This is a genomic window from Campylobacter sp. JMF_04 NA10, assembly GCF_027737655.1.
Lineage (GTDB): Bacteria > Campylobacterota > Campylobacteria > Campylobacterales > Campylobacteraceae > Campylobacter_B.
Map to the genome: position 1 here is coordinate 256,747 of NZ_JAOVTZ010000001.1, position 23,219 is coordinate 279,965.

Annotated in this window: 24 protein-coding genes and 5 tRNA genes; 23 read left to right on the forward strand and 6 right to left on the reverse strand. The window is 40.7% G+C overall.

What is annotated here, in order from left to right:
- Positions 1–285: 285 nt before the first annotated feature.
- The gene (serS, locus tag OFO12_RS01300; RefSeq protein ID WP_270869194.1) at positions 286–1,539 is read right to left on the reverse strand and encodes a serine--tRNA ligase; all 1,254 of its coding nucleotides are present in this window, start codon (positions 1,537–1,539) and stop codon (positions 286–288) included.
- A gap of 166 nt (positions 1,540–1,705) precedes the next feature.
- Here serS and OFO12_RS01305 point away from each other — a divergent pair, with 166 nt between their 5' ends.
- From OFO12_RS01305 to OFO12_RS01330, 6 genes are read left to right on the forward strand one after another with little or no spacing between them, the layout of a single operon-like run.
- Complete coding sequence (locus tag OFO12_RS01305) at positions 1,706–2,461, forward strand: DUF4198 domain-containing protein (protein WP_270862123.1); 756 nt, start codon at positions 1,706–1,708, stop codon at positions 2,459–2,461.
- A 10-nt stretch (positions 2,462–2,471) separates the two neighbouring features.
- Positions 2,472–2,615: a hypothetical protein gene (locus OFO12_RS01310; protein WP_270862124.1), complete on the forward strand. Its 144-nt coding sequence runs from the start codon at positions 2,472–2,474 to the stop codon at positions 2,613–2,615.
- Positions 2,605–3,195 (forward strand): cobalt transporter CbiM, encoded by a 591-nt coding sequence (gene cbiM, locus OFO12_RS01315; protein ID WP_270869195.1) that lies wholly within the window; start codon positions 2,605–2,607, stop codon positions 3,193–3,195. The genes OFO12_RS01310 and cbiM overlap by 11 nt, the downstream gene beginning before the upstream one ends.
- Positions 3,192–3,668: a hypothetical protein gene (locus tag OFO12_RS01320; protein ID WP_270869196.1), complete on the forward strand. Its 477-nt coding sequence runs from the start codon at positions 3,192–3,194 to the stop codon at positions 3,666–3,668. The genes cbiM and OFO12_RS01320 overlap by 4 nt, the downstream gene beginning before the upstream one ends.
- 42 nt (positions 3,669–3,710) lie before the next feature.
- On the forward strand, positions 3,711–4,343 hold the full coding sequence (locus OFO12_RS01325) for an energy-coupling factor transporter transmembrane component T (RefSeq protein ID WP_270869398.1): 633 nt from the start codon (positions 3,711–3,713) through the stop codon (positions 4,341–4,343).
- The gene (locus OFO12_RS01330) at positions 4,340–5,170 is read left to right on the forward strand and encodes an energy-coupling factor ABC transporter ATP-binding protein (protein ID WP_270869197.1); all 831 of its coding nucleotides are present in this window, start codon (positions 4,340–4,342) and stop codon (positions 5,168–5,170) included. Before OFO12_RS01325 ends, OFO12_RS01330 begins: the two co-directional genes overlap by 4 nt.
- On the opposite strand, the gene OFO12_RS01335 is transcribed toward OFO12_RS01330, so the two are convergent.
- The 4 genes from OFO12_RS01335 to OFO12_RS01350 form a co-directional block, all read right to left on the reverse strand.
- Positions 5,149–5,225 (reverse strand) — tRNA-Glu (locus OFO12_RS01335). The genes OFO12_RS01330 and OFO12_RS01335 overlap by 22 nt on opposite strands.
- Positions 5,226–5,325: 100 nt before the next feature.
- Positions 5,326–5,787 carry a hypothetical protein gene (locus OFO12_RS01340; RefSeq protein WP_270869198.1) on the reverse strand — a complete coding sequence of 154 codons (462 nt, stop codon included), beginning with the start codon at positions 5,785–5,787 and terminating at the stop codon, positions 5,326–5,328.
- A 10-nt stretch (positions 5,788–5,797) separates the two neighbouring features.
- Positions 5,798–6,604: a 3-deoxy-8-phosphooctulonate synthase gene (gene kdsA, locus OFO12_RS01345; RefSeq protein WP_270869199.1), complete on the reverse strand. Its 807-nt coding sequence runs from the start codon at positions 6,602–6,604 to the stop codon at positions 5,798–5,800.
- A 57-nt stretch (positions 6,605–6,661) separates the two neighbouring features.
- Positions 6,662–7,249: a transglycosylase SLT domain-containing protein gene (locus tag OFO12_RS01350; protein ID WP_270862130.1), complete on the reverse strand. Its 588-nt coding sequence runs from the start codon at positions 7,247–7,249 to the stop codon at positions 6,662–6,664.
- 118 nt (positions 7,250–7,367) lie between these two features.
- Between OFO12_RS01350 and OFO12_RS01355 the strand changes: the two genes are divergently transcribed.
- The 8 genes from OFO12_RS01355 to OFO12_RS01390 all read left to right on the forward strand — a co-directional run bounded on the left by OFO12_RS01355 (position 7,368) and on the right by OFO12_RS01390 (position 11,549).
- Positions 7,368–7,443, forward strand: a tRNA-Val gene (locus tag OFO12_RS01355).
- Between the two features lie 5 nt (positions 7,444–7,448).
- Positions 7,449–7,525, forward strand: a tRNA-Asp gene (locus tag OFO12_RS01360).
- A 17-nt stretch (positions 7,526–7,542) separates the two neighbouring features.
- Positions 7,543–7,618, forward strand: a tRNA-Lys gene (locus OFO12_RS01365).
- A 107-nt stretch (positions 7,619–7,725) separates the two neighbouring features.
- Entirely contained in the window at positions 7,726–8,652 is a 927-nt protein-coding gene (locus OFO12_RS01370; protein ID WP_270869200.1) for an HlyD family secretion protein, read from the forward strand.
- Positions 8,649–9,239: an ABC transporter ATP-binding protein gene (locus OFO12_RS01375; protein ID WP_270869201.1), complete on the forward strand. Its 591-nt coding sequence runs from the start codon at positions 8,649–8,651 to the stop codon at positions 9,237–9,239. Before OFO12_RS01370 ends, OFO12_RS01375 begins: the two co-directional genes overlap by 4 nt.
- Positions 9,211–9,561 (forward strand): hypothetical protein, encoded by a 351-nt coding sequence (locus OFO12_RS01380; RefSeq protein ID WP_270869202.1) that lies wholly within the window; start codon positions 9,211–9,213, stop codon positions 9,559–9,561. Before OFO12_RS01375 ends, OFO12_RS01380 begins: the two co-directional genes overlap by 29 nt.
- Positions 9,558–10,682 (forward strand): ABC transporter permease, encoded by a 1,125-nt coding sequence (locus OFO12_RS01385; protein WP_270869203.1) that lies wholly within the window; start codon positions 9,558–9,560, stop codon positions 10,680–10,682. The genes OFO12_RS01380 and OFO12_RS01385 overlap by 4 nt, the downstream gene beginning before the upstream one ends.
- A gap of 69 nt (positions 10,683–10,751) precedes the next feature.
- Complete coding sequence (locus OFO12_RS01390; RefSeq protein ID WP_270869204.1) at positions 10,752–11,549, forward strand: class I SAM-dependent methyltransferase; 798 nt, start codon at positions 10,752–10,754, stop codon at positions 11,547–11,549.
- Between the two features lie 32 nt (positions 11,550–11,581).
- Here the strand turns inward: OFO12_RS01390 and guaA are convergent, their stop codons facing one another.
- Entirely contained in the window at positions 11,582–13,117 is a 1,536-nt protein-coding gene (gene guaA / locus OFO12_RS01395; protein ID WP_270869205.1) for a glutamine-hydrolyzing GMP synthase, read from the reverse strand.
- 151 nt (positions 13,118–13,268) lie between these two features.
- Between guaA and OFO12_RS01400 the strand changes: the two genes are divergently transcribed.
- From OFO12_RS01400 to OFO12_RS01440, 9 genes are all read left to right on the forward strand, one after another.
- The gene (locus OFO12_RS01400) at positions 13,269–13,757 is read left to right on the forward strand and encodes a hypothetical protein (protein WP_270869206.1); all 489 of its coding nucleotides are present in this window, start codon (positions 13,269–13,271) and stop codon (positions 13,755–13,757) included.
- A complete protein-coding gene (gene uvrC / locus OFO12_RS01405; protein WP_270869207.1) occupies positions 13,723–15,528 on the forward strand; it encodes an excinuclease ABC subunit UvrC in 1,806 nt (601 codons plus the stop codon). The genes OFO12_RS01400 and uvrC overlap by 35 nt, the downstream gene beginning before the upstream one ends.
- Positions 15,529–15,675: 147 nt before the next feature.
- Positions 15,676–19,791 carry an ATP-binding protein gene (locus OFO12_RS01410; protein ID WP_270869208.1) on the forward strand — a complete coding sequence of 1,372 codons (4,116 nt, stop codon included), beginning with the start codon at positions 15,676–15,678 and terminating at the stop codon, positions 19,789–19,791.
- Between the two features lie 10 nt (positions 19,792–19,801).
- Positions 19,802–20,182 (forward strand): response regulator, encoded by a 381-nt coding sequence (locus OFO12_RS01415; protein WP_270859672.1) that lies wholly within the window; start codon positions 19,802–19,804, stop codon positions 20,180–20,182.
- Between the two features lie 13 nt (positions 20,183–20,195).
- Positions 20,196–20,272, forward strand: a tRNA-Arg gene (locus OFO12_RS01420).
- A gap of 102 nt (positions 20,273–20,374) precedes the next feature.
- Positions 20,375–20,929, forward strand: coding sequence for a nicotinate (nicotinamide) nucleotide adenylyltransferase (gene nadD, locus OFO12_RS01425; protein WP_270869209.1), 555 nt, complete (start codon positions 20,375–20,377; stop codon positions 20,927–20,929).
- Entirely contained in the window at positions 20,917–21,252 is a 336-nt protein-coding gene (gene rsfS / locus OFO12_RS01430) for a ribosome silencing factor (RefSeq protein ID WP_270859674.1), read from the forward strand. Before nadD ends, rsfS begins: the two co-directional genes overlap by 13 nt.
- Positions 21,252–22,619: a sodium-dependent transporter gene (locus OFO12_RS01435; RefSeq protein ID WP_270869210.1), complete on the forward strand. Its 1,368-nt coding sequence runs from the start codon at positions 21,252–21,254 to the stop codon at positions 22,617–22,619. The genes rsfS and OFO12_RS01435 overlap by 1 nt, the downstream gene beginning before the upstream one ends.
- Before the next feature lie 6 nt (positions 22,620–22,625).
- Positions 22,626–23,207 carry a LysE family translocator gene (locus tag OFO12_RS01440; protein ID WP_270869211.1) on the forward strand — a complete coding sequence of 194 codons (582 nt, stop codon included), beginning with the start codon at positions 22,626–22,628 and terminating at the stop codon, positions 23,205–23,207.
- Positions 23,208–23,219: the final 12 nt, after the last annotated feature.

Below are 23,219 nucleotides of genomic sequence, written 5' to 3' on the forward strand. Positions count from 1 at the left end.
AGTAAGAATTACCAAAACGCAAATTCCGTGTCATTGCGAACGAGCTTTGCTCGCGTGGCAATCCAGTAAAATTTAGGGAGAATTTCAAAAATTTTATGAATTTAAAATTACGATAAATTTTTCTGTAAATTAAAATTTTTTTTGAATTTCCCTGGATTGCTTCGCTCGTTATACTCGCTCGCAATGACAAAATAAAGTAAATTTTGCTTCGCTTACAATGACGATAAGATTTCGGCGCAGTATTTCAGGGTGACAGATTATGTGTCATTGCGAAAAAGCCAAAACCTACATATATTTTTCTAAAACTTTTGGGATTTCGATACTTCCGTCGGCGCGTTGGTAGTTTTCCATAACGGCTATTAGTGTGCGTCCTACTGCCAAAGATGAGCCATTTAGCGTATGCACTAACGCATTTTTCTTATTTTCATCTTTATAGCGGATTTTCGCGCGTCTAGCTTGAAAATCACGACAATTTGAAATCGAGCTAATCTCTCTATATTTATTTTGTCCAGGAAGCCAGACTTCAAGATCGATTGTCTTGGCTGCACTAAATCCTAAATCTCCGCTACAAAGCACCATATGGCGGTGCGGTAAGCCCAAAGAAGCTAGTAAATCACTAGCGCAAGAGACCATTTCATCTAGCATTTTTGCGCTATCTTCTGGGCGTGTAATCGCCACAAGCTCGACCTTTTCGAACTGGTGCTGACGAATCATGCCCCTAGTATCTCGACCTGCCGAACCCGCTTCTTTGCGGAAGCAATGGCTATAACTCGTAAGCTTTATCGGTAAATTCGCGCTTTCGATAATCTCATCGTTGAATAAATTCGTCGCCGTAACTTCGCTAGTTGGTATGAGATAGAGATTTAGCTCGTCATCATCGACCTTGTAAAGATCGTCTTTAAATTTGGGTAGCTGTCCCGTGCCGTAAAGTATCTCATCACGCACCAAAAATGGCATATTTACAAGCTCAAAACCACGGCTATTGTTAAAATCAATCATATAATTTATCAGCGCCATATTTAGCTTCGCACCAAGCCCACGAAGTGCGGTAAAACGGCTACCGCTAAGCTTCACGCCACGAGCGAAATCTAGCCAACCAAGGCTCTCGCCAAGTTCAAAATGCTCTTTTGGCGTAAAGTCAAATTGCCTTGGTTCTAGCACGGTTTTTACGCAGACATTTTCGTTTTCATCTGCACCAAATGGGACATCATCATCGATGATATTTGGCACGACGGCTGCCACACTATTTAGCTTTTCTTCGCACTCGACAACCACTGCGCCGAGTTCTGCGATTTTTGCTTTGTTTGCGTCAAGCTCGGCTTTTAGGGCTTTGGCGTCGCCACCATTTCGCGCGATTACGCCCATTTCTTTACTTTTGGCGTTTTGCACGGCTTGCAAATTTTCCAAATTTGTCTTTTTTTCTTTTAACTCATTATAAGCGTCAAGTAGGCTTTTTAGAGTGTCTGAGGGGACTTTTTTGGCGATTAGTTTTTTATTAAATTCGTCAAAATTTGTTTCGATTAGTCGTAAATTTATCATATCTTTCTCCGTGAAATAAAAATTTTTGGATTTTAGCGAAATTTTACTTTAAAAATATAAAGAGCTCAAATTTAAGCGGAATTTTATAATATCTAAAAATTTTTAGTGTTATTTTAAGCTAAATTCTGTAATATTACGAAACCGAAATTTTTCACAAGGAGCGAATATGAAATTTAAAATTTTATCCCTTCTAACCTGCGCCGCAACAGCGTCATTTGCGCACTTTGGCGTGATTTTGGCAGATAGTGATACTATCGAAGACGAAGCCAAAAACAAGCTAAATTTAGTTTATGAATTCACTCACCCTTTCGAGCAAAATCGCATGAATTTAGAAATTCCAAATGTGGCTGAAATTTGGATAAATGGCGAGAAAAAGCCGTTTTTACAAAATTTAAAAGCGCAAAAAGATGGCGAAAACGCTTATTTCACAGCCGAATTTGAGGTCAAAGAACCAGGAATTTATCAGTTTTACTTCGATCCTAAGCCATATTTCGAACCAGCCGAAGAAAAATTTATCCGCCACCAGACAAAAACCATAATCGACGCTTACGGATACGGCGAGGGCTGGGACGAGCCAGTGGGGCTAAAAGCCGAAATCGTGCCACTTACGCGCCCATTTGGACTATATGCGGGCAACTCATTTTGCGGGACAGTATTATACAAAAATGCCCCAGCTAAGGGCGTAGAAGTCGAGGTCGAGCACTACAACAAATCCGCCCTGAAAGCCCCAAGCGAGGACCATATCACGCAGGTTGTAAAGACTAATGCAAACGGAGAATTTTGCTTTACGATGCCCCTATCTGGGCATTGGGGCTTTGCGGCGTTAATAGATGATGACGAAAAAATCACGCACGAGGGCAAGGAATACGGCGTCGAGCTTGGCGCGGTGCTTTGGGTGCAGACCAAAGATTACGAAAAATAGGGCTTTGCGCGTGAAATTTGACAGGAAAATCGGAGCGAAATTTAGTATGAATTTAAGCGAGAAATTTGGCGCAAATTTTACCTATAAATTTAGCTCAAATTTGAGCGAAATTTCATTTAAAATTACGAAATTTAGGACATTAAATGCACATTAGCGAAGGCGTTTTATCAAGCGAAATTTTAATCTCAGGCTGGGCGATAAGTGCGCCCGTGGTGGCGTATCTCGCATACCGCTTAAAAGTGGAGAAAATCCCGCAAGTAGCGTGTATGAGCGCGATTTTTTTCATCGCTTCATTTATCCATTTGCCAGTGGGCGCAAGCTCCGTGCATTTGATTTTGGGCGGATTAATCGGCGCAGTATTGGGTGCTGACGCGATTTTAGCGATATTTGTGGGGCTCATGCTTCAAGGGGTTTTCTTTGGATTTGGCGGGATTACGATTTTGGGCGTAAATACCGCAATCATCGGCTTTCCAGCCGTTTTGGGCGCAGTGTTTGTGCGTGCGTGGAAAAATGCTAAAATGCCCGCCACGACGGCGTTTTTCCTAGCAGGAGCGGTGCCGATACTCATCTCGACGCTACTTTTGGATTTAATCCTTTTTGCTAGTGGCAAGGAATTTTACACAATCATCACGCTAATCTCGCTAGAATCGGCAGTTTTGGCGGTTTTGGAGGGGATTATCGCGCTGTTTGCGCTGAAATTTATCGTGCGGGTAAAAAAGGAAATTTTGCTATGAAAAGGCTCATTTTTGCGCTGTTTGCGCTTGTTTTGGCAAATACTGCCCCGGCTCACTCGCTCAAAGCTTTTGCTAGCCAAGACGGGGAAAATGTGCGTATAAAAAGCTTTTTTTACGGCAATTCGCCCTGCCAAAACTGCGATGTAAAAATCAGCCAAAACGGCGCAGTATTACTGGAAGCAAAAACCGATAAAACTGGCGTTTTAAGCCTAAATTTGGGCGCTGGGGAATACGAAATCGAAATTTACGGCGGCGCAGGTCATGCGAAAAAAATAAATTTTAAAGTAGAAAATTTAGGTGGAAATTCGCAAAATTTGCAAAGCCAAAATTTAGATCAAAATTCGAGCGAAATTTTGCAAAATTCGCTTGAACCAAAAAATTCATCAAACCAAAATTTATTAAATTTTGCGCTTAGTTTGGCTATAATTTTCGCGATTTTTGGCGCACTCTACGCCATAAAAAAACGCAAATAAGGATCAAAAATCAAAACTTTTAACCCCTGCCAAAACGCCGCAATTAGCCTACTTTGCTTTGTGATTTATAGCTTTTTTGTCGCACTTGGGGGCAAAATTTATCTTAGCTATTTTTTGCCAGTTTTGGCTCTTTTGGTGCTAAATTTTGCCGATTTTAAAGAGATTTTTAGAAAACTTGCGATTTTAAATATTTTTGTATTTTTTATGATACTAAGCGCGCTAATAGCGCAAAATTCGCACTTTGCACTGCTTGTGTTTTTTAGAGCAAATTTGATTATGCTTTTTGCAATTTTGATTTTTTGGAAGAGGGACGAGTATTTTTTGGCACGCGGGGTGCGAAATTTAGGGCTTGGGGATAAAATTTCATCGATTTTTTATTTTTGTGTGAAATTTATCGCATTTTTGCGCGCGGAGTTAGATCGCCAAAAAACCGTGCTTTTGGTGCGTGGATTTAGGGCGAAAAGCTCGATTTTCAGCTACAAAACCTACGCAAACTGCGTCGCGCTACTGATTTTGGGGGCGTTAGGGCGGGCAGAAAATCTGCAAAACGCCCTGATTACGCGCGGATTTAGCGGGAAATTTTTCTTCGCCAAAGAGAAATTTGGCGCGTTTGACATTGGATTTTTATTTTTTGTATTAATTTGCCTTTTTGCAAGGCTTGGAGAGATGATTTGAGCTGTTCGGTAAAACTTAGAAATTTAAGCGCGAAAATGGGCGAGAGAAGCCTTTTTGTGGGGCTGAATTTAGATGTCGCGCACAAGGAAAAAATCGTAATCTTGGGCGAAAATGGTCGCGGAAAAACCACGCTTTTGGAGATTTTGTGCGGGTTAAGAGCGCCTAGTGGCGGGGAAATCGAGATTTTTCACGAAAAAATTTCTAGCGTCAAAGAATTTGCGAAATTTCGCCAAAATATCGGATTTTTGTTTCAAAATTCCGACGAGCAATTTATCTGCGCCAATGTCTTTGACGATGTCGCATTTGGGCTTAGGGCGCGAAACGAAGCGATAAAAAAGGGGCAAAACGGGGGCGCAAAAAAGGCTAAAATTTTAAAATTTTTCCGTAAAAATTCGGGCAAAAATTTAGAGCAAAATTCCAGCGAAAATTCTAGCGAAATTTTCACCACGCCACACAATCACCACATAAAACCGCGAAAAATTTTAAGCGAAAATGAGATAAAAATCCAAGTTGATGAGATTTTGCAACGCTTTGGAATCTCGCATTTAAGGGACGCCGTGCCGTATCATCTAAGTGGCGGCGAGAAAAAACTCGTAGCACTTGCCGGGGTGATCGTGTGCGAGCCTGAGATAGTTTTGCTCGATGAGCCCACGACCGGGCTTGATTTTGCTATGCAATCGCGCGTCGCAAAAATACTAAAAAACCTCGATATTAGCGAGATTATCGTGAGCCATGATGAGAAATTTATAGGTGCCGTGGCGGATAAAATTTACACATTGGGCGAAGAGGGATTATTTAGCGCAAATGGCGAGCCTTGCGGGATTTGAACCGCGCGTTTCTACACTGAGAATGTAGCGTCCTGGGCCGCTAGACGAAAAGCTCAAAAGTGTGAATTATACTATTTTTTTGCTAAATTTTGCTTTTACTCTAAATAAAATTAAAAATTTCGGCAAATTTAAAGGCGAAATTTGCCGAAATTTAGCTATTTGCTGTGTAGTTGCGTCTCTACAATCTCTTTTTTGCAAGTTTGTAAATCTACCCTATAAAGAAACGCCGTGTAAATCGGCGCATAGGTATATCCATTGAAAACAGTGCCATTTTCTTTTAAACCATATTTGAAACATAAAGTCTCTCCTACTTTTGCCACGATTGTTTCGCCCCACTCGGGGATACCAACATAAATTTTCGTTTGTATATTTGCAGGAATTTCGACTTTTGCATACGCCCCATTGCTTATCGTGCCGATTTCTTTCGCACCATCTCCATTATCATAGTAAGCCGTAGTGCGCACCAACGCCCCCATGGCACTTGTTTGTCTATAAACATAAACTATGGCATTATTATTTTGCGGTTCGACAAAATGCTCAAATTTCGCGCCTTTTGCACCACAACCACTCAAAAAAATCGCAAAAAGTATATAAAATATATAAATTGTTTTAGGCATTACAACCCCTTTAAATTTCAAAATTCAAAGCCCTTTTAATCGCCAAAATTTCATTTATATTTTTTTCTAATTCGTCCAAATTTAGCATATTCGGACCATCACAAAGTGCTTCGCACGGATTTAGGTGTGTTTCGTAGAAAAACCCATCGACTCCCACGCTAGCAGCTGCGCGCGCTAGATATGGCACAAATCTCGCGTCTCCGCCACTTGTCGCACCATTTGCGCTTGGCATTTGCACGCTGTGTGTCGCGTCGAAAATCACGGGCGCGAACTCGCGCATTATCGGGAAACTTCGCATATCTACGACGAGATTTCCGTATCCAAAGGTGCTTCCTCTCTCGCACAGCCACACGCCGTTTTCTTTGGCGGCTGCGTAACCTGAGCTTTTTACGCCACGCGTTTCAAGGACTTTTTTCACGCTGTGATTCATCGCCTGCGGTGCGAGAAACTGCCCCTTTTTGATATTTACTACCGCTTTTGTTTTAGCAGCGGCTACGAGCAAATCAGTCTGGCGGCACAAAAACGCCGGGATTTGCAACGCATCAGCGACCTCCGCCACAGGCGCAGCTTGGGTGCTCTCGTGAATATCTGTTAAAATTTTAAAGCCAAATTTTTCTTTTACTTCGGCTAGTATCTCGCAACCTTTTTTTAAGCCCGGACCGCGGAAGCTTGCAATACTCGTGCGGTTTGCCTTATCAAAACTGCTTTTAAAATAAAAATCGATCCCGTCCATTTCGTGAAATTTGCGAAGCTTCTCAGCCACCGCGAAAATTAGCTCTTTGCTTTCGATGACGCAAGGTCCTGCGATTAAAATCATTTTCTATCCTTTGTTTAAATTTCGGCTATTTTAACCAAATTTAATTAATAATTAATCTTAATACGGCTTGCCAAACATCTTCTCGTAATGCTCGTAAAATCGCTTGTAGTAGGGGTTGGAGTAGCGTTTGCGCATGCCGTAATTATAGCACTCGATTGTGTCTTTTATGTTTTTGTTTTTGGCGTTCCAGCATTTGCGCAGGATTTTGGCGCATTTTGTGAGATTATAAACGGGGTTGAAGATATAATCAATCTCGCTTTTGTCGAAATTTACGGCATTTAGCTGACCAAGTCCCACATCGATAGGAAAGCCGTCTTCGTAGAGTTCTTTTGCGATTTGGATTGCGTAGGCTTCGTTTATAGGGTGGATTGCCACGACCCATTTGGAGCGATTTAAGCTGTAATTGCTCGTGCGAATTCGCGCATTTGGACTGCTTAGGGTGGCGAAATAATCGGCGTTTGCTTTATTTGTGAGAAATGAAATCGCAAAGGGGTTAAAATCGCTTTCGATTTTTACGATTGTGTATAAAATTTCGGGTTTGACGCCCTCGTTTGTGGCGACATACGCGACAGAATTTGTAATATCTGCGTGCGAATACCCAAACAATCGCAATGAAAAAAATAAAATCAGTATAAAATTTCTCATAACTCTTTCTTATTAAATTTAGCTTTGCGTGAGTATAGCAAAAAATTCGATTTTTTTCTCCAATTTAAGCGAAATTTAATATCAATCGATATATAATCACACTTCATTTTTAATAAATGGTCGCTTAGCTCAGTTGGTAGAGCGCCACCCTTACAAGGTGGATGTCATAAGTTCGAGTCTTATAGCGACCACCACTTGTGCGATGGTAGTTCAGCTGGTTAGAATGCCGCCCTGTCACGGCGGAGGTCGTGGGTTCGAGCCCCATCCATCGCGCCACTTACTTTACAATCCGTGTCTTGCTAGCTCAGTCGGTAGAGCATCTCACTTTTAATGAGGGGGCCGTTGGTTCGAATCCAACGCAGGACACCACTTTTTTATCCACATAATTTTTAATCCTTAAAGTGTTTGGCTTAAAACCTATATAAATTTTATTTTTCTTTTGATATAATCGCCAGATTTCAATTTTTGGGTATTTTATGAAAAATTTCTTTTTGCTAATTTTCCTTTTTTCGTTTGCAAACTCGCAAGAGCTACTAAATGGCTACATAGAGGCTGAATTTACCTATATTTCGCCGTATAATTCTGGGATTTTAGATGAAATTTATGTGCAAAAAGGGCAAGAAATTTCGCCAGAAGATAAACTTTTTTGCGTAGATAAGGCTCTTGGCGAAGCGGATCTAAAAATCGCCCAAAACGAAGTAAATAAGGCAAAATCAAACTACGAAAATTTAATCAAAGGCAAAAGACAAAGCGAAATCTTTGCCCTAAATGCGCAGTTAAATTCCGCTAAAATCGCACTCGAAAACGCACAAAAAGAGTTTTTTAGAGCGCAAAAACTTTTCAAATCAAACACCATAAGCAAATCCGAATTCGACCAAAAATCTGCGAATTTCGACACCGCAAAAGCCAAAGTCGCGGAATTCGAGGCAGTGTTACAAACAGCTAACCTTGGCGCAAGGGACGATGAAATCGAAATCGCAAAAACAAATATCGCCATTGCCGAGCAAAATTTAGAAAAAACAAAATTAATCTTTGCCAAAAACACAGCCGTCTCGCAACACAGCGGTCAAATTTACGATATTTATTTCAAAAAAGGCGAATTTGTCGGCGCAAATAGCCCGGTTTTATCGATTTTAGAACCGCAAAATATCAAAGTCAGATTTTTTGTGCCACAAAAAATCCTTGCAAAGCTCAAAATCGGCGATGAAATCGGAGTTTCGTGCGACGGCTGCGAGGGCGAAAAACCAGCTGTGATCTCGTATATCTCGCCAAGCGCCGAATTTACTCCGCCCGTGATTTACAGCGTCGCAAGCAGAGAAAAAATGGTCTTTATGCTCGAAGCGACCTTTGCACCAAACACCGAATTTAAGCCGGGTTTGGGCGTTAGCGTGAGAATAAAATGAGCGAATTTGCAATCGATGTTAGCGAGCTAAGAAAAAGTTTCGGAGGCAAAGAGGTCATAAAAAATATCTCGCTTCAAGTCCCGCGTGGCAAAATTTACGGATTTTTAGGCCCCAACGGCAGTGGCAAAACCACGACAATCAGGCTAATTTGCGGACTTTTGACCCCAGATAGCGCAAAAGGTCAGGTTTTAGGATACAATGTTTTGACCCAAAGCGATAAAATCCGCAAAAAAGTCGGCTACATGACCCAAAAATTCAGCTTTTGGGAAGATTTGACGATAAGGGAAAATTTAGAATTTGTAGCCCAAATTTATCAAATCCCAAATTCGAAAACAATCATCGACGAAACACTTGCAAACTTAGGCCTTATAGATAGACAAAATCAGCTAAGCAGGGGACTTTCTGGCGGTTGGAAACAAAGACTTGCGCTTAGTGCTTGCATACTGCACAAGCCTGAAATTTTGTTGCTTGATGAGCCCACAGCAGGCGTCGATCCAAAGGCTAGGCGCGAGTTTTGGGACGAGCTTGGCAGGCTCAGGGACGAGGGAATTACCACGCTTGAGCACGCACTATATGGACGAGGCTGAGCGTTGCGATGAGTTGGTCTATATCGCAAATGGCAAAATCGTCGTCAAAGGCACGCCAAAAAGCGTCGCTAGGCAAACTGGGCTTTTTTCGTTTATACTTGGCGGAATAAATTTGGCAAATTTGGCGCAAATTTTGCAAAACATGGACGAAATCACCACCACAGCGATGTTTGGAGAGAGTTTGCGAATTTGTGGCGAAGATGAGCAAAGCCTAGAAAAAATCCTGCAAACCTATAAATTTAAGCACGAACTTTCGTGGCAAAAAAGCGAGGTTTTGCTAGAAGATGCCTTTGTGTATTACCTAAAAAAGGCGCTTAAATGAGGCTAGCGCGCATAAAAGCCCTCGTCAAAAAAGAGCTAATCCAGCTAAGACGCGATAAAACTACATTTGGCATGGTCGTGGCGATCCCGATAATTTGGCTTTTGATGTTTGGTTACGCCATAAATATGGACCCCAAAAACCTGCCCATGGCGCTTAATTGCAGGGACAATTCGCCGCTTAGCAGAAGCATTGTAAGTGGGCTTGAAAATTCGGGCTATTTTAGGATAGTCGCCGAAATCTCAGATGATAAAACCGGCGAAAAGCTCCTAAAACAGGGAAAAGTTTTGTTCGTGCTAAATATAGGCGAAAATTTTACCAAGGGTATAATCCGCGCTGAAAATCCTAAAATTTTGCTTCAAGCAGACGCTAGCGATCCAGTGGCTGTATCGTCGGCTATAAGCGCGATTTCTGGGGTCAGCCAAAGCGTGATAAATAAAGAATTTAAAGGAAATATGGCTCATCTGCGCACCAAAAATCCGCCATTTGAAATTCTGCTTCACCGAAATTTCAACCCAGAGGGATTTACGAGATACAACATAATCCCTGGGCTAATCGGCATGGTTTTGATTTTTACCGGCGTTATGATGACGGCACTATCGCTGACGAGGGAGCGCGAGCTAGGCACGATGGAAAATCTGCTCTCCATGCCAGTAACCCCGCTCGAAGTGATGATTGGCAAAATCACGCCGTTTGTTTTCATTGGCATTGTGCAAACCTCTCTCATAATCATAATGGCGAAATTTCTCTTTGAAGTGCCTATTTTAGGCTCTTTGGCACTGCTTTTTTTCTGTTCGTTTATTTTCATTGTTTGCAATTTAGCATTAGGATTTTTGATATCGACAATCGCCAAAAACCAGACCCAAGCCCTGCAAATGTCGGTTTTCGTAATGCTTCCATCAATGCTATTGAGTGGGTTTATGTTCCCATTTTTAGGCATGCCAAGCTGGGCACAGTTTTTGGGACAGTGTTTCCCACTGACATATTTTTTGCGAATTTGTCGCGCGATAATGCTAAAAAACGCGCAATTTGCCGATGTTTTGCCAAACCTTGCCCCGCTTTGCCTAATCGTGCTTGTAATCACCGCCCTGACGCTAAAAGCCTACAAAAACACATTGGACTGAGAAATTTAAGCATTTTTTGATAAAATATATCGTTATTGAAAATTAAAAAATCCCGTAAAAAGGATATTTATGCAAAATAAAATCGCAAATACGCTATTTATTCCGTTGATTGCAAGAATTCATGCAAGTAAAAATTTCAAGCAGTATTTTTACGATGAAACTGCGATGAAATTTGAAGATAAAATCCCGCAAAAATTCCTAAAAATTTCGTCCGAATACGAGTCTTTGGCTTCTGCTGCAAGATACTATGAAACCGACATTATGATAAAGGATTTCATTGCTACGCACGGCGTTTGCAATGTCGTAAATTTGGGCTGTGGCTTGGAAACTTTGGCGTTTCGTTTCGGCAAAAATGGGGCGAAATTTTACAGCGTTGATTTGGCGGAAGTTATCGAATTTAGGCAAAATTTGCTACCACAAAATGATAATGAAACTCTGATTAGTGGCGATTTGTTTGATATGAAATGGACAGAAATTTTAGATAAAAGCTTGCCTACGATTTTTGTCGCAAACGGCGTTTTTATGTATTTTACCGAAACAAAAATATTAAATTTAATCGCAAATTTAAAGGCAAATTTTAAAAATTCCGAACTCATTTTTGACGCTACGACAAAATTTGGCATAAGATGCGCGAATTTTTATGTAAGTAGATTTGGCGAAAATATGGCTAAAATGGAGTTTTGCGTGCAAAATGGAGGCGAATTTGCCAGTAAGTGCGAGTGTGAAATTTTAAGCAAAACGCCGTTTTTCGCCACTGCACGAAAAATGCTAAAAAATAAAACAAAACTCTCCACTCGCCTTACAATGGCGTTTGTGGATAAATTTAATTTGGCGTTTATTTTGAGATTAAATTTGCGAAAAAAATAAAAAGACGGGCAAAACGCCCGTCAAATTAAAAATTATTCCCACTCGATGGTTGCAGGTGGTTTGCTTGAAATATCATAAACTACTCTATTTATGCCTTCTACTTCGTTTATAATGCGGCGTGAGCAGTTTTCTAGCAGGTCGTAAGGAAGGCGCGAAAAACTAGCCGTCATGCCGTCGCTCGCATCGACTACGCGGATACAAACTGCATTTTCATAAGTGCGGTTATCGCCCATGACACCGACACTTCGGACATTTAATAACACGCAAAATGCCTGCCAAGTTTTATCATACCAACCGCTCGATTTTAGCTCTTCACGCAAAATCACATCAGCTTTGCGAAGTAGCTCTAAATTTGGCGTATTTACTTCGCCCATTATGCGAATCGCTAGGCCTGGTCCCGGGAAAGGGTGGCGGAATACGACATCTCGCGAAAGCCCAAGTTCAAGCCCAAGTTGGCGCACTTCGTCTTTGAAAATTTCACGCAATGGCTCGATTAGCTCAAATTTCATCCACTCAGGCAGTCCGCCTACATTGTGATGGCTTTTTATCGTCTTACTTGCCCCGCTTGGCGAACTTTCGATCACATCGGTATAAAGTGTGCCTTGTGCTAGATATTTTACATTTTCAAAATTTTTGGCTTCCTTATCAAAAACTTCGATAAAAGTCTCGCCGATGATTTTGCGTTTTTTCTCTGGCTCAGTTACGCCTTTTAAGCGGCTTAGGAAAAGCTCGCTCGCATCGACGCTGATTAAATTTACGCCAAGTTTGAGTTTAAACATCTCTTCGACTTGCCTTGCTTCGTTTGTGCGAAGTAGCCCGTTATCTACAAAAACTACGATCAAATTTTCAGGCACTGCATGAGCTAAAAGCGCAGCCACAACAGAGCTATCCACGCCGCCACTTACAGCACAAAGGACTTTATCATTGCCTACTTTTGCTTTTATTTTAGCGATTTGCTCTTTTGCGAAGCTTCCCATATTCCAAGTACTACTTAACCCGCAAATCTCTTTTGCAAAATTCTTTAAAATTTGATCTCCAAACTCGCTGTGTTGCACCTCTGGGTGGAATTGCAATGCGTAAATTTTCTTCGCGTCATTGCCAAACACACACCACTCGCTCTCGTCCGAACACGCCAAAACCTCGAAATCCTCTGGCAGGCTAGCGACCTTGTCCGAGTGGCTCATCCACACGGTCGAATTATCATTGACGCCGTTAAAAAGCTTATTTGAACGAAGTAGTTTTAGGCTTGCTTTGCCAAATTCTTTTTTCGCTGCTGGCACGACAGAGGCGCCGAAATGTTGCGCGATTAGCTGCATACCATAGCAAATCCCAAGTATCGGCAAGCCCAAATCAAAAATTTTCTCATCACAAAAATAAGCGTCCTTCGCATACACGCTCGCTGGCCCACCGCTTAAAATCAAGCCTTTTGGGTTTTTCGCCAAAATTTGCTCGATTGAGGCGTCAAATGGTATGAGCTCTGTATAAACACCTTGTTCGCGAAGCCTACGCGCGATAAGTTGCGTGTATTGCGAACCAAAATCCAAAACTAAAATGTCAGCTGTTTGCATATTTTCCCTTCATTAAAATTTCACTGATTATAACTAAATTTAGCCATTATTTGGTTACCTTGCTCGAATTTGAGTCTGTGCTATAAAACGGATCGGCTTTGTATCCGCACCCACTAAGCAAACCTAAAATAAAAAATGCTAAAATCAACTTATGGAAACTAAAAGTATTAAACAAATCATTGCACATGTGAAAAATAGTCCTTTATATGCCAAATTCCGTGCCAGAGAGAGTTTTATTAAAATTTTGCCCAAAAACTGGCAAAAAATCATAGCCTTTATCTACACCAAAAATGACATTTTGATGATAGCTGTGAAGCACCCAGCAGGACTTCAAGAGCTAAAACGAGATAGTAGTATAAAACTGATAAAAGATATATTAAAAATCTTTGCCAGCGTGCATAAATTTGGCGAATTTCACCCTGATATGGATGTGAAAATTTTCGTTGCTACCAAAACAATGAGTAAAAAACGCAAGCAAGAACTCGCCCAAAAAAAGGCAAGTAGTAGCGATGTGCGCGCGGTAGAGAAATCACATGGCAAATTCAAAAACAATATCAAAGATGAAAAAATTCATAAAATTTTTGAAGAAATAAGAGAGATTATCATTGCTAATCGACGAAATCAAATCCCTACCCGCTAATCCCGGCATTTATCAGTATTTCGGCGCAGACGGGAAATTGCTCTATGTGGGCAAGGCAAAGGTGCTAAAAAACCGCGTCAAAAGCTATTTTAGCTTCACTCCCACTCTCGCTCCAAGCCCGCGCCTTGGCGCTCGAATCGCAAAAATGATAAGCGAAGCTGTGCATTTAGAATACATCATCACCCCAAGCGAGAGCGACGCGTTGATTTTGGAAAATTCCTTTATCAAACAGCTTAAACCCAAGTATAATATCCTTTTGCGCGACGATAAAACATACCCTTATATCTATATAAATTTAAACGACGAATTTCCGCGCTTTGAAATCACGCGCAAGGTGATAAAAGGGGCGAATATTCGCTATTTTGGTCCGTATTTTCACGGCGCAAAGGAAATTTTAGAGACGCTTTATATGAAATTTCCGCTCGTGCAGAAAAAAAACTGTATCAAAGATAAAAAAGCCTGCCTATTTGCGCAGATTGGTCGCTGCAAAGCCCCGTGCGAGGGCAAAATTTCAAGTGGCGAATATAAAAAAATAGTTGAAGAGGCGTTAAATTCGCTCAAAAATCCGCAAAAAATGGTGCCGTATCTAAGCTCGCTAATGCTTAAATTTGCCGAAAATGAAAATTTTGAAGAAGCTGCCAGCATGCGCGATAAAATCGAAATTTTAAAGCAAATGAATATCAAAGTCGAGGTGGATTTAGCAAGGCTAGATGATTTTGAAGTATTTGCGATTGCTGGGGAGGCAAATTTGATTTGTGCCGTGCATTTTAGCGTGAGAGAGGGCAAAATTTCAGCCTCGAACTATCACATTTCTCACCTAAAAAACGCAAACGATGACGACGCAAAAAACGGCTACAAACAGCTCATTTTAAGCGCATTTCCAGGGGGTTCGCCCGTGGCATGCTCTAAAATTTATTGCTACGCTGAATTTGACGATAAGGCGCTTGTGAGCGAAATTTTAGCCAGCAGGCATGGCAGAAATTTTAGCATTATCGTCCCAAAAATCGGCGAAAAACGCAAAATTTGCGAAATCGCCTACCAAAACTGCCAAATAAACATAAAAAAATATCTCAAAACGCATGATTATGGATTTTTAGCGGAATTGAAAGATTATTTTGGCTTGCAAAATTTGCCTGTAAATATCGAAATTTTTGATAACTCACACATGTTTGGAAGTGCGCCAGTAGGGGCAATGGTCTGCTATAAAGAGGGTGAGTTTTTCAAAGAAAATTATCGCCACAAACACCTAAGCTCAAACAACGACTACGACCAAATGAAGGAATATCTCACCTCGCGTGCGCTTAAATTTGACGAGCTTGGCGCGCCTGATTTGTGGGTGATTGATGGCGGCGAAGTTTTGTTAAATTTAGCTTGCGAGATTATTTCTAGCGTGGGAGCAAATGTCGATGTAATCGCGATTTCAAAGGAAAAATTAGGCGCCAAAGCTCACCGCGCCAAGGGATCTGCAAAGGATAAAATTTGCACAAATAGTGGAATTTTTGCACTCCAACCAAACGATAAAAAATTACAATTTTTCCAAAAATTAAGGGACGAGGCGCACAGATTTGCGATCTCATTTCATCAAAAAACAAAACGCAAAAATGACTTAAATAGCTCAAAACTCCTAAATTTGGGGCTTACGCAAGGCAAAATCAAAAAACTTTTGGATTTTTACGGAAGTTTCGAAAATATATATTTGGCAAATTTTGATGAAATAAAAAGCTTAATCGGACAAAATTTTGCTGAAAAATTGTTCAAATTCCGCCCATAAAATAGGCAAACAAAGCTACCTTTAAAGATTTTTAGAGTAAAATCCCAGATTAAATCTTTGAAATACAGTTTTCATTTTTCTTTGTAAAGCTTATTTTGAGGTTGAAATTTCACTTTTTTGCATTTTGCAAAATACGAAGGATGTTTTATGAGACTAAATACTTCTAGCGCTCTTAAAATGGTTGCGTGGGTTCCACTTTTAATCATTTTTGTCGTTGCGTCTTGGTATTTGTATGATGCTGCGAGGTTGTATAAAATCAACGAAAACCTCAAGCATAAAGTCGATATCTCAGCTGCTTTGTATGACTTCTACGAGGAGTTTGCCAAAGAGCGTGGTATCACAGCGGCGTATCTAGGTAGCGGTAACAATGTCGGTCTTGGCTCTGTTCTTAAAACACAACGCGCCAAAACTGATAAAGCATGGCAAGATTTCCTTGACTATCACGCTCAAACACACGAACAAGACAATGCTCTTCACCAACTTTTCATCGAGCACTCAGAGGCACAATCTGCTGCGATTGATCAAATTACAAATTTGATTGGCAGACTTCCTGAGATTAGAAAGAGCATTGATAATCGTGACAAAGTGTTCGTTGAGTTATTCGAGGAGTATTATGATAAGTTTGACGAGCAATTGACTGCCTTCCGTGATACTATCAACGAAAACTTGTATTCAGCCGATGTTGGTACTCTATCGCTTACTCTTGCAAACATGTATGACACGATCTCTGGAACAGCTGCGGTTCGCGATGTTAGTATCGAATACATCATCTCAGGTAGCCCACTTCCTAGGGAAGAGATTGATCACTGGAAAGAGCACGCATGGCAATCAGAAATGCCTGACCTAGTCATCGCTACTCACTATGCTGCTACTGGTGAAGATATCGGTATTAAAAACGAGCTAGAAGAGTATTTCGCTAAACCTGAAAATGAGCAAATCGCCGAAAATGCACAAAATGCAATGAGAACGATTGAAACTCAATTAGCAACTGGCGAGTATGATATTCCATTTAACGAGTGGTTTAGTATCCAATCTAAAAAATACGCAATGCTAGATGAAGCTGTTAAAATGGCTTCTAACGCACTACAAGAGCGTGTTGATACTCACTCAGCGCAACAACTTCAAACATTGATTTTCGCTGCTGCTGCGTTCTTGCTATCACTTATTCTAGTTGGTTTCTCAATCGCCGTCGTTAGACGCATTAACAGAAACATCAACGACCTTGGAAGGGTTCTTGGTAGAGTTGGTGAGCTTTCTAACAACAACGAGCAATTCGATATCAACACAGCTGACGGTATCGACAAAGCCTACTCGCTTATCGAGGACGCGATCGACTTCATTGCCTTGCAAAAAGCAGAAGCCGAGGATGCCAACAAAGCGAAATCTATCTTCCTTGCGAATATGTCACACGAGATTAGAACTCCGCTTAATGGTATTATCGGATTTACAGAGTTGCTCAAAAACACAGATTTGGACGAAGAAAAACGCGATTATGTCGATACAATCGAAAAATCATCTGAAAACCTTCTAACCATTATTAATAACATTCTTGATGTTTCTAAAATCGAAAGCAATAAAGTTGAGATTGAGGATATTTTATTCAACCCAATTCAAGATTTCGAAAGTGCTGTTGAGATCTACGCTGCAAAAGCTGCTGAGAAAAACATCGATATCTTGCTTTACATTGACCCTACATTGGTTCATCACCTATACGGCGATATTACTAAGATTAAAGAAGTTCTTATCAACCTTATGTCAAATGCCGTTAAATTTACACCAGAGCAAGGTAGCATTGCTGTTAATATCGTCAGAGAAGAAGAGAAAAACCCTGGCGAAGCTATCGTAACATTTAGCGTCGAAGATACAGGTATCGGTATCTCTGAGGATAAACTAGCAAATGTATTTAACGCCTTCTCGCAAGCTGATTCTACAATCACTAGAAAATACGGCGGAACCGGTCTTGGTCTAACCATTTCATCTAAATATGTTGCGATGATGGGTGGTAAGTTACAAGTTAAATCAACAGTTGGTAAAGGAACGAAATTCTTCTTCACTCTACCACTTAAAGAGACTCAAAAATCAGACGCAGAAGAAATGTTTGCTCACATCAGCGGCTTAAATTTCGCACTTCTAGCAGATCCTAACGATGTAATGTATAGCGATGTCGTTAAGAGATATGTAAATAATCTAGGTGCAAAAATTTCAGTCTTTAATTCAAGCGCACAACTTCGCTCTGCACAAAACAACAACTCTTTTGACGCGTTGATTACTAGATTTAAAAACTATGGCGATGTAAGCAATACTACGATTTTACCTACAATCCTAACTCTAAAACCAAAAGAGTTACAAAGTATTAGCATTACAAACCCTAGAATTTTCACTCTATCTGAGCCAGTGAACTTATCAAAACTAGGCAAAACAATAGATAAAATTCTAAAATCTGGTTCATTAAAAGCTAGACCAGCAGCAGCGGCAGCAGCGGCAGCGCCAGTAGTAGAAGAGCCTAGCCTATCTGCTATCGCTGATGAATCACCAATTATCCCAGATATCACTCTTGATGAATCGCCAATCGTCGAGGAAAGCCCTGTCGTAGAAACTCCGATAGTTGCAGAAGAGATGATTATGGAAGAAGCTCCACTAGCCGTAGAAGAGCCAAAAATAGAAGAACCGAAAATAGAAGAGCCAAAACCATCTAGCTCATCAGCAGATGAATTGCGTGCTATTTTACAAAACAGACACAGAGGCACAGCTAGCGAAGCAAGCTTCGTATCTACACCAGAGCCTGCAATCTCAGAGCCAGTTGTAGAACCTAGCGTAAGCATCGAGCCTGAAATCCCAGAGATTACAACCGATGTTTCTGATATCACTCTTGATATCCCTGAAACACCAAATGTCGAGGTAGAAATCCCTGAGATTACAATCGAAGAACCAGTTGTGGCACCAGTTGTAGAACCAGAAAGCCAAGAGATTGAAATTTCAGATATTGAAGCTCAAATCAGCGAGCCAGAAGTAGCAATTCAAACTCCTGAGATCAAAGTAGAAGCTCCAAGCGTAGAAGTTAGCGCTCCTGTGGTAGAACCGGTCGTAGAGCCTGAGCCAGTAGTCGAGCCAGTTGCTGCGGTTATAGAACCAGTAGTAGAGCAAGTAGTTGAGCCAGTCGTAGAAAAAGTAGTTGAGCCAGTGGTAGAAACAGTCGCTCCTGCCGCAGTAGCTACTACACAAAGAGTAATCGAAGAAATCATCGAAGTTCCTGTTACAATCTACGAGGAAGTTCAACAAGAAGAGACAATTATGGTTGAAGAGGAAGTTGAAGTCGAAGAAGAAGTCGAAGTTCCTGCTGAGCACAATCCAAACGACGACAATGTTCCTATGGTTAATCGCAAATACGCTGCTAAAATTCTAATCGCAGAGGATAATGAAATTAACCAAAAACTTATGAAGCACACATTAAACAGCTTCGAAATGGATTTAACAATCGTAGAAAACGGCTTGTTAGCACTAGAAGCTAGAAAATCAGGCGAAGAGTATGATTTGATTTTTATGGATATTTCAATGCCTGTAATGGACGGTATCGAAGCAACAAAACAAATCAAACAATACGAAGCAGATAACAACCTACGCCATATCCCAATCGTAGCCGTTACAGCTAACGCGCTAAAAGGCGATAGAGAGAAATTTATGGCAGCTGGTTTAGATGAGTATTGTACAAAACCGATCAAAAAAGACATTTTGGCCAATATGCTTAATGACTTTATCGGCGACAAACGCTCTGACGCGGCTCCTGCTGGTGGCACAGTCAAACAAATAGTCAAAAAACTTGTAAAACGCCAAGTTCCAAAAACTATTCTAAAAACCGTGAAAGTGCCTAAAACGATAATGAAACAAGTTCCTAAGAAAACTATCGTTAATGAGCCAGTAGCACAAGCTGTGAAAGCAAAAGATGTCTTGATTTGTAAAGCAAATGTCATGGAAAGCAAAATTTTCGCAAGCATTTTGAAACACCAATACAAAGATGTTGATATGGCTGCAAATTTTGAGCAACTAATTACTATGGCAACTAACGATAGCTACAAATTGGTATTGATAGATAAAAAACTAGCTGGTATCGATTTCGCTGCCCTAGAAAATCTACACCAAAAAGCGCCAAATACAAATCTAGTATTGTTCTCTAACGACAACGATGAGAACCCTGCATTTAGCGAAGTTGTTACTTACAATATCACTAAATCTGGCCTAGAAAAACTTGCGCAAAAATATATATAAGGGATAGTTGATGAAAGAATTAAAAGTTTTGATGATTGATGATGACCTTATAAATTTGAAACTATTAGAAGTTATGATAAAAAAATATGGTAAATTTACCACAATCCTCCAAGCCAAAAACGGCTTGGACGGATTGGCTGTATTAGAGGCAGAGCCAGTGGATTTAGTCCTACTTGACATTGTTATGCCTGTAATGAACGGCTTAGAATTTTTAGATAACTTGCATTCTAGGGAGCATATCGCACATATTCCTGTAATAGTTTTGACCACAGATGAAACTGCAAAAAGAGAGGCTTTAAATAAAGGCGCGTATGACTTTATGACTAAGCCAATCGATTATTCAGATTTACAACGCAAGCTAGATGATGTTATGAACATAATCGGTGATTAATTTCACCGATTTTGTCCTTGTAGCTCAGCTGGATAGAGCGCAAAATTCCTAATTTTGAGGCCGTGAGTTCGAATCTCGCCAGGGACACCACCTATTGAATTTCAAATCAAATTTATTAAAATTTAACCCCTTTATAAAGCACAAAACGCTATAATCGCGCCAAAATTTTAAGGCAAAATTTTAAGGATAATAGTGAAAATCGCACTTTTTGGCGGGAGTTTCGATCCGCCTCATGCCGGACACGACGCGATAGTTAAAGAGGCCCTAAGCGCAAATTTAGCCGATTTGCTAGTGATTATGCCGACTTTTATAAATCCGTTTAAGTCCGAATTCACAGCCCCTCCGAGCCTACGCCTAAAATGGTGTCAAAGCCTTTGGGGTGAGCGCGAAAATATCCTTATTAGCGATTACGAAATCTCGCAAAACCGCAAGGTTGCGACTATTGAAAGCGTGAAATTTTTAAAGCAAAAATTTAACCCCAGCCAAATTTACCTCATCATCGGCGCAGACAATCTCGCCGAACTTGAAAAATGGCAAAATTTCGAGCAGTTGCGAGATTTGGTTTGCTTCGTGATCGCCACCAGAGAGGGCGCTAGTATCCCCACAAAATGGGCGAATTTGCCAAAAATTGATATTAATGTTAAAATCTCATCTTCATCTTTTCGCGCCAGCTTAAAGGGCGAAATTCCAGCGCAAATCAAAGATGAAGTGATAAATTTTTACAAAGGAAAAAAATGCAAGAAGTAAGACAAAGAGCCGAAAAAATCGCTCATATCCTAAGCGAAAAAAAGGCAGAAAATCCCCAAATCATCGACATGAGCGAGAAAGAATACATAGCCAAATTTGTAGTCATCGCCACGACCTTTACTGGTCGTCACGCATACTCGCTGATTGAAGAGATGAAAACCACTCTCAAACCAGCTGGCGAGGAGTTTTTGGCGATTGAAGAAGGCGATGATTGGAGCGTGGTCGATTTAGGCGATATAATCGTGCATCTTATGAGTGATACATACCGCGCCAAATACGATATCGAGGACTTTTTAGCAAAACTTAAAAAAGAAGAGTTCTAATGGAGCGTCAAACTTGGAGTAACAAACTCACCTATATCCTAACCGTCGCAGGCGCAACAATCGGCTTTGGCTGCACCTGGCGTTTCCCGTATTTAGTCGGCGAAAACGGCGGTGGGGCGTATGTTTTTGTATTTTGCGTAGCGATGATTGCGCTTGGAATTCCAATGATTTTGGTCGAAAATGTCATCGGACGCAGGGCACTAAGAAATTCAGTCGATGCCTTTGGTGTGCCAAAACTTAATGGCGAGAAAATCTCGCAAAAATGGAAAATCGTAGGCATTATGGGGCTAATTGGCGCGTTTGGAATTTTAGCTTATTATATGGTGCTTGGCGGCTGGGTTCTAACATACATTATCAACATAATCAATGGAAATTTCAATCTCTCTGCCCCGATAACAGACCCAAAATTTACGGAAAATTTCTACAACGCAAATATCGAAAACAACCCGCTTTGGGTTGGAATTTACACATTTATTTTCGTAGCGATTAACTGGTATATCCTAAAAAAGGGCATAATAGATGGAATCGAAAAATTTGTCAAATTTCTCATGCCGGCACTTTTTTTGTGCTTTATCGCGGTTATTGTTACGAATTTGACCCTGCCTAGCGCGACAGCTGGTGTGGGATTTTACCTTAGCATTGATTTTGCCAAAATCACGCCAAAGCTTCTAATCGATGTGCTAGGACAGGTATTTTTCGCCCTATCTTTGGGATTTGGCGTTATGATTACCCTTTCTAGCTTTTTGGACAAGGAAGAAAATTTAATCCAAACCGCCACACTCACAGCCGTGATAAACACGATAATTGCGGTACTTGCGGGATTTATGATTTTCCCTGCGCTCTTTTCTGTGGGTTTAGAGCCTACAAAGGGCACGAGGCTAGTGTTCGAATCCCTACCTATCGCGTTTTCGTATATACCATTTGGCAATCTAATCGGCGTCGTGTTTTTGTCGATACTGCTCATCGCAGCACTTACCACATCGCTTACGATTTATCAGGTTTTGATAAATTATGTCGAGGAAAAATTCAACCTCACCACCATAAAATCCACAAATATCGTGCTTTTAGCCATTTTTGTGCTAGGAAATATCCCTTGCATACTTTCAAGCAATATCTTGGGCGATGTGCAAATTCTATCTCGCTCGATATTTGATGCGTTTGACTTCGTGAGCGCAAATATTTTCTTTGTCCTAACAGCCTTGATGTGTAGCCTTTATGTGGGCTGGGTGCTAGGCGATGACGCCGCGTATGAGCTCACGAACGGCGGAAAACAAGGCGCAGGTTTAGCCAAAATTTGGCTAGTGTATGTGCGCTTCGTGCTACCACTAATCATAGCGGTCGTCTTTGTGTATGGAATTTTTGGATAGAAATTTATGATTTTATTTTTTCTTACAATGTTTCCGATTTCGCTAATGCCGGGCATTAATATGATTTATGCGCTAAATTTAGGCATGTCGCATGGATACGCACGCTCGCTTCCTGCGCTCATAGCCCAAACTATCGGCATTGCGCTCGTTTCACTTGCTTGCATTTTAGGCATTGCTGGGCTTTTGATAACGCACCCAAGCGCACTTTTTGTAATCAAGGTTTTGGGCGGAATTTACATTTTATATCTTGGAATTTCGCTTTTTAGAAGCAACGGAAAATTCGAAGAAAAAGAGCAAAAAATAGAGAAAAATTTATTCGCGCAAGGCTTTGTTATCGCTACGACAAATCCCAAAGCATGGATATTTTTCGCCGCGATTTATCCTAAATTTATCAATGCTAACCAAATTTTGGGTTATTACAACTTCGGCTTAATCGGCGTAATGTGTCTAAGCGAGATTATCGCACTTAGCGTGTATTCGCTTGGCGGAACGATTTTAAAAAATTTGCTTAAAACACATTTGCGATATTTAGAGATTTTTTGCGCGATTTTAATGTGCGTAATCGGAATTTTGATGATTTTTAGATGATTTAAGGAGGGA